This is a genomic window from Oceanobacillus sp. FSL W8-0428, from assembly GCF_038004405.1.
Lineage (GTDB): Bacteria > Bacillota > Bacilli > Bacillales > Amphibacillaceae > Oceanobacillus > Oceanobacillus sojae.
Window position 1 is genome coordinate 1,408,126 of the sequence record NZ_JBBORB010000001.1, and the last position, 12,920, is coordinate 1,421,045.

12 protein-coding genes, 1 other RNA gene and 2 pseudogenes are annotated in these 12,920 nt (G+C 37.5%); 11 read left to right on the top strand and 4 right to left on the bottom strand.

The window, feature by feature from the left end; genetic code table 11:
* Positions 1-42 precede the first annotated feature (42 nt).
* Together MKY30_RS06205 and MKY30_RS06210 are read left to right on the top strand one after the other, a co-directional pair.
* A pseudogene (locus MKY30_RS06205) lies at positions 43-894 on the top strand (RNA-guided endonuclease InsQ/TnpB family protein).
* 168 nt (positions 895-1,062) lie between these two features.
* On the top strand, positions 1,063-1,980 hold the full coding sequence (locus MKY30_RS06210; RefSeq protein WP_147212267.1) for a DMT family transporter: 918 nt from the start codon (positions 1,063-1,065) through the stop codon (positions 1,978-1,980).
* 84 nt (positions 1,981-2,064) lie between these two features.
* Here MKY30_RS06210 and MKY30_RS06215 read toward each other — a convergent pair.
* Positions 2,065-2,322 (bottom strand): annotated as a pseudogene (locus MKY30_RS06215) (ImmA/IrrE family metallo-endopeptidase); the annotation flags it as partial.
* Positions 2,323-2,547: 225 nt separating this feature from the next.
* Positions 2,548-2,922 (bottom strand): helix-turn-helix domain-containing protein, encoded by a 375-nt coding sequence (locus tag MKY30_RS06220; RefSeq protein WP_147212265.1) that lies wholly within the window; start codon positions 2,920-2,922, stop codon positions 2,548-2,550.
* A gap of 155 nt (positions 2,923-3,077) precedes the next feature.
* Here MKY30_RS06220 and MKY30_RS06225 point away from each other — a divergent pair, with 155 nt between their 5' ends.
* The 6 genes from MKY30_RS06225 to MKY30_RS06250 all read left to right on the top strand — a co-directional run bounded on the left by MKY30_RS06225 (position 3,078) and on the right by MKY30_RS06250 (position 8,695).
* Positions 3,078-3,311 carry a helix-turn-helix domain-containing protein gene (locus tag MKY30_RS06225; RefSeq protein WP_147212264.1) on the top strand — a complete coding sequence of 78 codons (234 nt, stop codon included), beginning with the start codon at positions 3,078-3,080 and terminating at the stop codon, positions 3,309-3,311.
* A gap of 578 nt (positions 3,312-3,889) precedes the next feature.
* A complete protein-coding gene (locus MKY30_RS06230) occupies positions 3,890-5,122 on the top strand; it encodes a dicarboxylate/amino acid:cation symporter (RefSeq protein ID WP_147212263.1) in 1,233 nt (410 codons plus the stop codon).
* 229 nt (positions 5,123-5,351) lie between these two features.
* Positions 5,352-7,067, top strand: a complete 1,716-nt coding sequence (gene acsA / locus MKY30_RS06235; protein WP_156988822.1) for an acetate--CoA ligase — start codon at positions 5,352-5,354, stop codon at positions 7,065-7,067.
* Positions 7,068-7,410: 343 nt separating this feature from the next.
* Positions 7,411-7,548, top strand: a complete 138-nt coding sequence (locus tag MKY30_RS06240) for a lipoprotein (protein WP_246145255.1) — start codon at positions 7,411-7,413, stop codon at positions 7,546-7,548.
* A gap of 31 nt (positions 7,549-7,579) precedes the next feature.
* Positions 7,580-8,011 carry an NDxxF motif lipoprotein gene (locus MKY30_RS06245; protein WP_341083133.1) on the top strand — a complete coding sequence of 144 codons (432 nt, stop codon included), beginning with the start codon at positions 7,580-7,582 and terminating at the stop codon, positions 8,009-8,011.
* Between the two features lie 168 nt (positions 8,012-8,179).
* On the top strand, positions 8,180-8,695 hold the full coding sequence (locus MKY30_RS06250) for a type 1 glutamine amidotransferase domain-containing protein (protein WP_147212261.1): 516 nt from the start codon (positions 8,180-8,182) through the stop codon (positions 8,693-8,695).
* Positions 8,696-8,745: 50 nt separating this feature from the next.
* Here the strand turns inward: MKY30_RS06250 and MKY30_RS06255 are convergent, their stop codons facing one another.
* Entirely contained in the window at positions 8,746-10,038 is a 1,293-nt protein-coding gene (locus MKY30_RS06255; protein ID WP_341083134.1) for a glycoside hydrolase family 18 protein, read from the bottom strand.
* 63 nt (positions 10,039-10,101) lie between these two features.
* Complete coding sequence (locus tag MKY30_RS06260; protein ID WP_147212259.1) at positions 10,102-10,629, bottom strand: isochorismatase family cysteine hydrolase; 528 nt, start codon at positions 10,627-10,629, stop codon at positions 10,102-10,104.
* 91 nt (positions 10,630-10,720) lie between these two features.
* On the opposite strand from MKY30_RS06260, the gene tadA reads away from it, so the two are divergent.
* From tadA to MKY30_RS06275, 3 genes are all read left to right on the top strand, one after another.
* Positions 10,721-11,224 (top strand): tRNA adenosine(34) deaminase TadA, encoded by a 504-nt coding sequence (tadA, locus tag MKY30_RS06265; protein WP_198048769.1) that lies wholly within the window; start codon positions 10,721-10,723, stop codon positions 11,222-11,224.
* 65 nt (positions 11,225-11,289) lie between these two features.
* Positions 11,290-11,555: signal recognition particle sRNA large type (gene ffs / locus MKY30_RS06270), an RNA gene on the top strand.
* A gap of 187 nt (positions 11,556-11,742) precedes the next feature.
* Complete coding sequence (locus MKY30_RS06275; protein ID WP_341083135.1) at positions 11,743-12,768, top strand: NADH:flavin oxidoreductase/NADH oxidase; 1,026 nt, start codon at positions 11,743-11,745, stop codon at positions 12,766-12,768.
* Positions 12,769-12,920: the final 152 nt, after the last annotated feature.

The following is a 12,920-nucleotide window of genomic DNA, read 5'->3' on the forward strand; positions in this document are numbered from 1 at the left end:
GTAGTTGTTATGCCCAAACAACAAAAAGCATATAAATTTTGAATTTATCCGACAGAGGAACAGGCTTCTTTGGTTCGTAAAACGTTCGGATGTGTACGTTTTGTCTATAATCAAATGTTGGCAGAGCGAATGAATAGCTATGAAACATTCCAGAAAGATAAAGAAGGATCCAAGCGGAGGGAAAACCCCACACCAGCAAAATATAAGAAAGAATTTGAGTGGCTAAAAGAAGTGGATTCTTTAGCTTTAGCAAATGCATAGCTTCATTTAAATATTTCTATTTTGACGGAATATGAAAACGAGATAAAAAGCAAAGAAGTTCACCAGGTTGCAGGATTAGATTTTGCGATGGATGGGCTATTTGTCGATAGCGAAACAGGTAAGAAAGCCAATTATCCACGTTTCTATCGACAAATGCTTGAAAAATTAGCAATCGAACAACGTAAACTCTCTCGTAAAGAGAAAGGTTCCTCTAATTGGAATAAACAGCGTATTCGATTAGCTAAAATCGGGGAGAAAGTCGCCAATCAACGAAAGAATTTTTTGCAGCATAAATCAAAAGTACTTGTAACAAAGTTTGACGCAATAATTATGGAGGACTTAAACATGAAAGGAATGTCACAAGCTCTTCAATTTGGAAAGAGTGTCATGGATAACGGCTGGGGTATGTTCACTTTTTTCTTACAGTACAAACTAAAAGAGCAAGGGAAACAACTGATCAAGATAGATAAATGGTTTCCATCGACAAAGATGTGCTCATCATGTAGTTTGGTAAAAGAAATAACCTTATCAGAACGTACTTATCTATGCAGTTGTGGTCTAAATATGGATAGAGATTATAATGCAGCAATCAATATCAAGAACGAAGGCATACATCTATTAGGAATTTCCTAATCTACTATCTATTATCATATAAACTTTTGGGACAAGAGGGTTAGCTTGGTCCATTTCGTCAGTGGTGGGTAGTTCACAAGCTTATCTGAAAAAAGCAGGAATATTGTTTTCCTTGATAACTTTGCTAAAATAAATACATTACGTTTTCTGAGAAAGAAGGTTTCTTTTTTGTACATATTAATCGTCTTAGGGATTATCGCAGGGATGATGATTCCTATGCAGACAGCGGTAAATAACCGCCTGAATTTATTTACCAAAGCTATTTTTCCTACCTCCTTTTACTCTTTTTTATCAGGGAGTATTATTTTATTTATCATTAATTTCATTATGGATCCCGGCAAATTTACGATATCGTTTTTCGCATCACAATCTTTGTCTTACGTCTGGTTTGCCGGCGGTGTGCTTGGGGTAATCTTTCTAACAGGTAATATTATTTTATTACCCAGAATCGGCGCAGCATTAACTGTTATTGCGGCAGTCACTGGACAAATGGTGATTGGAATTTTAATTGATACATTCGGCTGGTTCGGCGCAGAGGTAAAACCATTACATGTTATGCATATTATTGGTGCGGTCCTTTTAATCATCGGAATTATTTATATGAATGCCAAAAAGAAGCCGGGCGGCTCTCAAAACTATTCCCGTTTATGGATCGTGTTCGGTTTATTTACCGGAATGATGCCGCCGATGCAAACAGCTATCAATAGCGAATTACGATATGAAGTAGATTCATTTATTTACGCAGCTTTTATATCCTTTATCGTAGGTACCATTGTGCTATTTATTCTGTCAATAATCCTTAGTAAAGGGGTAAAATTAACACGTACCTCTGGTAATTTTAAATTGAAGCCCTGGCATTTTGCCGGCGGTCTGCTCGGGGCTGCATACATTGCATCGAATATTAGCTTAATGCCTCATCTGGGCGTTACACTGACGATGATGTCTACCATCTTAGGGCAAATAATAATGGGGTTGTTAATTGATCATTTTGGTATGTTTAACCTCCCGAAATATCCAATTGATCAGAGGAGAATTATTGCTGTTATTATGATAATTGGAGGAATTGCGTTATTAAACTTCTTTTAAGAGAGCAGCTCTTGTTTTCTTGTTCAGGAAATAAGGGCTGTTTTTTATTTTAATAAAATTTACTATGGCTTATCGAAACGGAAATTACCCTGCCAGATAATAAGCAGGCGGCTCATACAGAGAAATCTGTTTATTACGGTGCACTCCCAGTTTATGAAGTGCGAAGGGAAAGCTGACTGGGAAATGCTGTTGAATATCATAGACACTTCTAATGAGAAACTGGTTAAGCATAAAGGTTGGAATACAGAAATGATAGCCAAAGTGGTTGGCTTGATTTTCCTGCAATTCAACAAAGAGAGAGTTCATAAAACGCTGATCTCCTTCATTGAAAAAGTAGTGACATAATTCATGACCAAAGCATTGCTATTTGTTTTGGTGGGAATGTATGTTCTTTTTTGGTGTTAAAAATAAAGGTGCAGCAAGTACACCTGTTTTGGCAGATAAGAGAGTATAAGATTTCTTACTAAATAACGTTTTTGATGGTAGTCTCAGGACACAAATAAAACTGGAATGCAATGAGCTTGTGACAATAAAGATTACCCATATACCTTATTGAGAATATAACTACTATTCTTTTTTATCATCATTTCTATTATCCATTTTCTTTTTATATAAAATATATTGTATCACATGTAAAGCTTCTTGTTTCTCGTCTTCTGTCATGCGTTTCCAATTACTGAACATTAGTGTATCCTGTTCAGACATCGGCTCAGGCTGGGAAGTACTTTTCGGTGAGGGATACATAGATTTACCAAGAAGCCAATCTACAGAAACACTATATAATTCAGCCATTTTATGTAAAGTGTCTGTATCAGGATCACGATATTCTCTTTCATAACCAGATAAAGTACCGTTTGAAATTCCCAGAAGCTTAGATGCTTCAATTTGTTTTAATCCAGCTTTTTCTCGTGCTTCTCTTAATCTTTGGGAAAGAATTTTCATTGTATCCACCTCATTATAGAGATAATACCATTTTTAATAAAAATAATAGTATTTTTAAGCGAAATGCAAATTTTACTATATTAATATATTGACTTACGCAAAACGCTTAATTATAATTTAAGTAGAAAGAACTAAATGATGGATGGAGTGATTTAGTGGAAATTCATGAGAAAATTGAGTTTATTAGACAACAAAAACAAGTAACAAAGACACAAATTGCAAAAAAATGCTCTAAGACTCCCGCATGGTATACAAACATTTCTAAAGGGAAAACAAAGATAGATGTAGATACCTTGGAAAAAATAGCGGAGGCACTGGAAATTGATGTGAAAATGTTGTTTGATAAGGAGTTAAATGAGGCATTAAATAAATGCAAAGAGCTTTTATAAAATAAAGCTGGTTAAATAAAAGAAACTATGAAATTAAGAGATTTTATACACCCTAGACAATATCGATACCTCAAAGAGCTTAAATTATAGTTATGTAATAAAGAGCACCGCAAAGCTATTTCCTCAAAGAAAAATCTCTCAATCTGACTGAATTTTTTCCTAATATAATAAGTAATTTAGGTTCTATCTCCTGATAAAAGGGGGTAGTTTTTTATTGGATGAAAATGCGGCAGTGTTTTATAAGATAATAATCGGGGTACATTCTTTAAAACTAGCAGGGACATGGTAAATAATGTATTATTTCAAAAAATACTATTCAAAAACCTGTCATTTATGGTAGAATTTATTCTACCTATTCTACAAATTGAAATAATCCCTGTATAAATGTAGTCGCCTCAACTACAAAGAAAGAAAAATCCAATAAGTCTATGTTTTATATCCAATGAAATTTATGAATTTATTAAGAGTATAAATGACCTTAAATCAAGGTGAATTGCAACATTCGGAAGCCTCAATAAATTTTTATTTTTCAGATGGATATTTTTTTAAGCCTCAACATAGTGAAAGGAAGAAGGTATATGGATTCTAAAAAATTAACGAAAAGAATATTAATTGCTTTAATTGCTGGTGCAGTTGTTGGTATTGCTCTAACATTTGCTCCCGAGAGTTTTTTTGGACCTTTGGATAAATATGTGTTGGATCCAATTGGACAAATATTTTTAAACCTTATTATGATGCTGGTTGTACCGCTGGTGTTTGTTTCTATTGTTTTGGGAACAGCAGGATTAGGCGATCCCGCGAAGTTAGGGAAAATTGGTGTTTTCACGATCACTTTCTTTTTAACAACCACTGCGATTGCTATCAGTATTGGATTAGCGTTAGGTTATGCTGTTAAACCAGGTAAAGCTGGAATTTTTGATACATCGAATGTTGGTGATTATACGCCAGGTGAAGCGCCTCCCATTATGGAGACGCTGATTAATATCATTCCTGAGAATCCAATAGCTGCAATGTCGTCTGGAGATATGCTGCAGATTATTGCATTTGCTGTGTTTATAGGAATTGCTCTGGCGTATTTAAATGATAAAACTAAAGGTATTTATAATTTATTTGAACAGGCAAATGAAATTTTAAACTGGCTCGTCATGTTAGTTATGCGATTTGCTCCTTATGGTGCGTTTGCGTTAATCGTATCAGCAATCGGAGGTGCCGGACTGGATGCAGTCGGTTCGATGCTAAGTTATATGTTAACCGTTATTGGAGCGCTGTTCCTGCATGCTTTAATTATTTATTCACTAGCTATCTGGTTATTGGGACGAGGGAATCCAATTAAATTCTTTAAAGGCTTCTTCCCGGCGATGACAGTTGCTTTCAGTACATCCAGTTCCAATGCGGCACTGCCTGTAGCTATGAAAACAGCCCAGGAGAATCTGGGTGTTAAGAAAGAAATCAGCAGCTTTGTTCAACCGCTGGGAGCAACCATTAATATGGATGGTACAGCGATTATGCAGGCTGTTGCGACTGTGTTTATTTCACAGGTATATGATTTGCCTCTTACGATGGTTGATTTATTAATGGTTGTTCTTGTTGCTACTCTGGCAAGTGTCGGCACAGCAGGTGTGCCAGGTGTCGGCTTAATTATGCTGGCAATGGTTCTAAAGCAAGTTGGTCTGCCTGTTGAAGGTATTGCATTAATTATTGGTATCGACCGAATCCTTGATATGCTGAGAACAGCTCTGAATACTTCAGGAGATGCAGCATGTGCATATATATTATCAGAGAGGGAAAGACGAAAAGAGAAAAAAGCATAACTCATTAAACCGGTAGGATTCGTCTTACCGGTTTTTATTAAAAATTCCTGGAACCCTGCGTCCGAAAGGTGTTTATCACGTGAACATCTCCTTTATTTTGTAAAATTAGAAACAAACTCTTTAAAAATGTCACAGAATGTTCTAAAATAGAATCAGTTAACAAAATATTTGAACCCTTTTTTTAATTCTATTTGTAATCGTTTTCAATTTAATTGGATGAGGTGATTAGATGGATATGCAAGCAATACCGGCCCGTGAAGGGAAGCATAATTTAAAAAACTATGAGGATTTCCGAAATGATTTTTCTTGGGAAGATGTAGAAAAGAACTTTTCCTGGTATGAAACAGGAAAAGTAAATATGGCATATGAGGCTCTTGATAAACATGCTGATAATCCTGATAAGAAGGATAAGATCGCATTGCTATATTCAGATCCCGCCCGCGAAGAAAAGATGAGCTTTGATCAGCTTCGCTTACAGAGTAATCAATTTGCAAACGTACTTAAAAAATACGATGTGCAAAAAGGGGATCGTGTTTTTCTTTTTATGCCAAGAAGTCCCGAGTTCTATACAGCATTTTTTGGTATTTTAAAAATTGGAGCTATTGCAGGACCATTATTTGAGGCATTTATGGAGCAGGCAGTAGGAGACCGGCTGGAAAACAGTGAGGCACGTGTTTTAATTACAACTCCAGATTTGCTCTATCGTATACCTCAGGACAAATTACCGAATTTAGAGAAAATCGTATTAGTCGGTGAGCATGAGGAAGAAGGAGATCAGTATATAGATTTTCATGCAGAAATGAAGAGTGCGTCCACTGATTTTGATATTGTATGGGTGGATAAAGAGGACGGCATGCTGCTCCATTATACATCTGGTTCAACAGGAAAACCAAAAGGGATTCTGCATGTGCATAATGCTATGATCCAGCATTATGCAACAGGAGAATGGGTATTGGATTTAAAAGAGGACGATATATACTGGTGTACTGCAGACCCGGGCTGGGTAACAGGAACGAGCTACGGTATTTTTGCTCCATGGCTGCATGGGGTAACGAATGTTATTCGCGGCGGGCGTTTCTCTCCGGATGACTGGTATAAAACATTACAGGATAATCATGTTACTGTATGGTATACTGCACCGACAGCATTACGTATGCTTGTAAGTTACGGCGAGGAGAAGGTCAGAGAATACGACCTGTCTGCGCTGCGTCATATTTTAAGTGTTGGAGAGCCGCTAAATCCGGAGGTTATTACTTGGGGATTAAAAGCATTTGATTTGCGCATTCATGATACATGGTGGATGACTGAGACAGGTGCCCAGGTTATTGTAAATATCCCGGCATTAGAAATCAGACCAGGCTCCATGGGAAAACCAATCCCTGGCGTAGAGGCCTCTATTGTTGATAACGAAGGAAATGAAATTCCTCCAAATCAAATGGGTAATTTAGCAATTAAAGCAGGCTGGCCATCTATGATGCGTGAGGTTTGGAATAATAAAGGAAAATATGAGAGCTATTTTATTAACGGATGGTATGTATCCGGGGACAGCGCTTATCGGGATGAGGACGGCTATTTCTGGTTCCAGGGCCGTCTGGATGATGTCATTAATACATCTGGTGAACGTGTTGGGCCATTCGAGGTAGAGAGCAAGCTGATTGAGCATCCGGCTGTTGCAGAGGCAGGAGTTATCGGTAAACCGGATCCTGAGCGTGGAGAAATTATTAAAGCGTTTATTACCTTAAATCCAGGCTACGAAAAAAGTGATGAGCTTTTAGAAGAAATCCGTCAATTTGTTAAAAAAGAATTAAGTGCACATGCGGCACCGCGAGAAATTGAAGTGAAAGACTCTATTCCAAAAACACGGAGCGGAAAGATTATGCGCCGTCTGTTAAAATCATGGGAATTAGGGCTACCGACAGGTGATACGTCGACACTAGAGGAATAATGTGCAGTATTTAAAATAAAGTGATAGGTTAAAGATAAATCTTACCTGAAATAAAAAGCGACTTTCCGAATTGTTGTGAGCGGGAAGCCGCTTTTTTATGCCGTAGTAGTTTACTTAAGAATTGTAGCAGATAAAAGAATCTGATGAAGTGAATTAAAGGTGATTCATTTGCTGACTATAGCGGCGATATTTAATATTCTCTACTCTCAAATATGGAAATTTATATAAAAAAATTATTTTATTAATAATTATTTTATATAAAATAATTGACAGATTTAGGAATAGGTATAAGATAAAAATAAAAGTATAATGGAATATCATCTATTAAGAAGGGAAAATTAATATGAGAAAAATCATTTACAGCCTTTTGATTATTTTATTATTAAGTGCATGTTCTCAAGAAGAAAATACGGATATGACAGAGAATGACGTTATTTCAGTGGAAAATATAGAGATTCCTGACACTCATTTTTATCTCTGAAAAAAACAATCACGTAATTGATAAAGAAGAGATGAAACAAAGTATAAAAACATATCTCGATATCAGTGAAGAATTAGAAAATGCCAGCTATCCATTTGAGGAATTAATAGATGATGATCAGGAATTAAATGAAATTGAATTAGAGAAATTTAATAAAATTAACAGCTTGATAAAAGAAAATGATGATAATTTTTCTAATTATATCTTACATAATACTTTGCCAGAAGGTTATCAGGAAGAGTCTGAAAGAATTAGCCAATATATTACAGCCTCTCATCAATATCTTTATAAATTAGATGAAGCACTCAATGACTTGACAGATAATATTAGTGAAGGAAATTTTTCTGATATAGATATGGAATCAATCATTGATGAAAGTGGTACAGTCAATGGAAGAGAACAGAAAAAAATAGAAGAATTCCTTAACCGGGAGAATATTCATACCAAAGCATTCAGAGGATAAATATTAATCGGGATAAGGCAGATTAACCTATATTGTTTGAGACAGAGCTTTATAACAGATAAATCCTAAAGGAAAATTCACGGAATGAATATAAATTCTTTTATGTTTTAAATAAATTCTATTTGGGAAGATATAGGATGTAACCATTATTAAAGGAGTGAATGATTCATGGGTAAAAAAATCGCAACAGTTATTACAGACTTATTTGAAGACGTTGAATATACAAGCCCTAAGAAAGCATTGGAAGAAGCTGGTCATGAGCTGGTTACTATTGAAAAGGAACAAGGAAACACGGTAACCGGTAAATCAGAAGATACAAAAGTAACAATCGATAAAGGTATTGATGATGTGAAACCGGAAGACTTTGATGCTTTGCTTATTCCTGGCGGTTTCTCTCCAGATATATTACGTGCAGACGATCGCTTTGTAGCATTTGCAAAACACTTTATGGATGAGAAAAAGCCGGTTATGGCAATTTGTCATGGACCACAGCTTCTTATTACTGCAAAAACACTTGATGGCCGCGGAGCAACAGGTTTTAAATCTATTCAAGTAGACCTTGTAAACGCAGGTGCGAAGTTCAAAGATGAAGAGGTCGTTGTTTGCCAAAATCAATTAGTAACAAGCCGTACGCCGGATGATCTTCCAGCATTTAATCGTGAATCAGTGAAGGTACTTGGTTAATTAATTATAGAAAAAGGGGGTGCTTCTAAAATTTGAAGCACCCCCTTTTATTATTCATCCAATTTCCGAATATCAAATTCATTATTTAAAAGCAGCCAGTTTTGCGGGAAAGCCAGCCCTAATTTCCAATATGAAATACCTAATAGCTGAAATTCCCTGATTAAATCAAATTTTGCCTGAATAGAACGGGCATCCTCAAACCAAACCTCATGCTCTTGGCCTGATTCATCAGCATACATAAAGTAAGGCGCCTGAGCGGTGGTATCATATTGAATGGCGACATTATTCTCCCAGGCGATATTGACTGCCTGTTGCGGGCTAACCGCTCTAGCAGCTTCTCCGCCTTCCACAAAAGGAAGTGTCCAATCATATCCATATAGATTTTGACCAAGCATAATTTTCTCTGACGGGATTTCTGAGACAGCATATTCAACCACGTCACGGACAGAATTCAAGGGAGAAACAGCCATTGGCGGGCCATAGCTATACCCCCATTCATAGGTCATTAACACCACAAAATCTACAATCTCCCCGTGTGCTCTGTAATCATGTGCTTCATACCATTGTCCAGCCTGCTCTGAACTTGTTTTTGGAGCAAGTGCTGTTGAAATCTGCAGTCCTGCTTGTGAGAGGCGGTCCTTTGCTGTACGTAAAAAAGTATTATAAGCCTCGCGGTCTTCTGGCAATAGAAATTCAAAATCAAAGTGTACATCACGAAAACCTTGTTCTGTAGCGATATTAATAATTTCATCTAATAGTGTATTTTGAACAGCCTGCACCGTTAAAATAATATGTCCGACCTCTGAGCTGAATGCTCCTTCTTCTAGATTGGTCACCACCATCGCAATAGAAGCACCATTATTCCTTGCGGAGGTAATGAGATTTCCTGTTGGTGGAGCTGCAAGTGTACCGTCCCGATTAACCCGATAACTAAATAAACTGAGATATGTTAAAAAAGGCGTATAGTTGCTTGCTGCGGTTTCTAGGGTTTGGGAAACCTCTTCTCCCATTGGTTCGACATAAGCATTTGAGGTAATCGGTTCTTTTGGAGCCGGCGGAATATATAATCGAAATCCGGGATAGATAATCTGATTTGAATTCAAGCCGTTAATCGTTGCCAATTCTTCCACACCGATGTCAAACCGGGCGGCAATGGAGGAAAGCGTATCGCCAGGCTGAACAAAGTAAAATTGACCGACAATCGGAATGACAAGTGCTTGCCCGATAACTAATTGGCTTGGCGCATTTAACTCATTTGCATTGACTATATCTTGAACGGAAGAACCATATGTATCTGCAATTTGCTCCAGTGTATCGCCCTGTTCAACGACGTATATCTGCAAAGTAATACCCCCTTCAGATTGCTTCTTACATACTATACATATGAAGGGGGAAAGAGTTATATGCTAAACTGGTGAGATATCTGCATCCATTACAGACTCCATCAGATAAAGTGCATAATTATTATTTTCATTTTCCTCAGAAGCAATGCAGTTTTTAGGAATCGAAAGACTTAATTTATACATATAGGCATCCTTTGCAGTAAACAGGATGCAAATATCGCCGGCAATGCCTGCTAAAATAATATGCGACCGGTTTAATTCTGTTAAGAGTGCATGTAAAGGTGTTTGAAAAAAAGCGGAGTGTTGTGGTTTAATTAGAAAATAATCGTCATCATCCGGTTTGATTTTTTCAATGATTTCCTCGCTTTTTTCATTTTTACAAAAGTCGATAATTTTATGGAAGTCTGCTTGCCATAAGCCGTAATGGTCATTAACATAGATAACGGGAATAGATTTTTCCTTGGCAAAATTACGGAGCTTTATCAGATTTGGCAGCATGTCTTCTGTATAAGCATGAAGATTATCGCCGCCGTCAAATTTAAAATCATTAATTACGTCAACGAAGACAAGTGCTGTATTTTCAATTTTCATGGTTATTGGATGTCTCCTTTAGAAAGATAGGTTAATTTAGTATTCCCTCTTGCAGCTATAATTAAAACGATAATAAAGTGATGTGATAAAAATGACAGAAGAAATGTCAGTAAGTCAAGATGAATTATATATGGCAGCAGCTATTCAAGAGGCACGCCGGGCCTGGATATTAAACGAAGTACCAATTGGTGCTGTAATTGTCAAGGATGGAGAAATTATTGGAAAAGGATTTAATTTGCGGGAATCAATACAAACAACACTAACCCATGCAGAACTGCTTGCTATTCAGGAAGCTAATCAGGCAGTAGGGAGCTGGAGATTAGAGGATTGTACCTTGTATGTTACCTTAGAGCCATGCCCAATGTGTGCCGGAGCGATTGTACAGTCAAGAATTAAACGTGTGGTCTACGGAGCAAGTGATCCAAAGGCAGGCTGTGCCGGAACATTAATGAATTTATTAAAAGAGCCGCGTTTTAATCATCAGGTTGATGTAACATCAGGAGTTCTTGAACAGCAGTGCAGTATGATCTTAAAAAATTTTTTTAAAGAACTGCGTCAGAAAAAGAATGAGAAGGATTCTGCATCGGAAGAATAATATGGATGCCGATAATGGGACAAATATCGTTGCAATTTCTTCCTGAGGAAGATATAATATTAATTACGTGCTAAGCGGGGAGGTAGCGGTGCCCTGTACTCGCAATCCGCTATAGCGAGGCCGAATCCCTGCTCGAGGTGAAATGACTGTATGGTCTGACTTAAGGGATTGGTGTTGACGTCCTGGTCCTGCGCAACAGGAACCCATGAACCCTGTCAGATCCGGAAGGAAGCAGCAGTAAGTGGTTTTTCTTGTGTGCCGCGGGGAAGCCTGGGCTGAGCCATGAACTTATGTAGCGCATATGGTCATTTCATCGAAAGCAGGTGCACGCTACATATTGAAAAAAAGAACTGTAAAAATGCAGTTCTTTTTTTGTGCAAAAAAAAACGCCTTATCCTGCGAACGTAGAAGTTTTAGCTGCTTTTTAAAATATGGAAGGCAAAACAGATTATTTGCACTAAATAATAACAAAGCATATGCTATGAATTACTTAAAAAATTTATAAGCGAGGTGCAAGAATGGCTCAATTAACACAACCATTTACATTGAAAAATTTAACCTTGAAAAATAAAGTTGTTATGGCGCCAATGTGCCAATACTCCGTTGATGCCAAAGACGGAATTCCAAATGACTGGCATTTTGTACACTACACATCACGGGCAGTAGGAGGAGCCGGTCTAATCTTAGTTGAGATGACGGATGTCGATCCAGATGGACGTATTACAGATAATGATCTTGGCCTGTGGTCAGACGAACAAATTCCAGCCTATAAAAAAATCGTCGATGCTGTTCACAAGAACGGTGCAAAAATAGGTATTCAAATTGCCCATGCGGGAAGAAAGGCAGAGGATGCGAACCCGCCGGTTGCTCCATCTGCAATCCCTGCTACAAAAGACGATAAAATGCCCCGTGCTTTAACTACAGAAGAAGTTCGGGAAACGGTTCAACAATTTCAAGATGCAGCAAAACGAGCGGTCGATGCCGGATTCGATACAATTGAATTACATGGTGCACACGGCTACTTGATTCATCAATTTCATTCTCCAGGTATTAATCAGAGAGAGGACGAATATCAGGAATTATCTTTATTTGGAGCGCAGATTATTCGAGCTGTCAAAGCAGTTATTCCCGAGGATATGCCATTATTAATGCGTATATCTGCTGTTGAATACATGGATGACGGCTATGATATAAATCATGCTTTGGAAATTGCGAAAAAATATAAAGCAGCGGGCATTGATATGTTCCATATTTCCAGTGGCGGGGAGGCTCCTCCAGGAAAACAAAAACCAGCAATACACCCTGGCTATCAGGTTCCATTTGCACGTAGATTTAAGGAAGAGCTGAATATACCTGTCATCGCTGTCGGTATTTTAGAAGATCCTCTATTAGCGGAATCTGTTATCGGAAATGGTGATGCTGATTTAGTTGCAATTGGACGTGGCATGCTAAAAGACCCTTATTGGGCAATCCGGGCAAGTGAGCAGCTGGGAGATACAATAGAACCAGCAAGACAATATAAGCGTGCTTACCCGAAAAAGTAATGATATATGCAGGCTTATATAAGCATCGTTAATTGTACGTTGTTCTTTTTACAGGTTAAATTGTACTAGAAACAGGGTATATGATATAATTTCTTATAGAGGATATTCAAAAAATCCAATAAAGATGACACGGCAATGAGAGGATCTTCTAC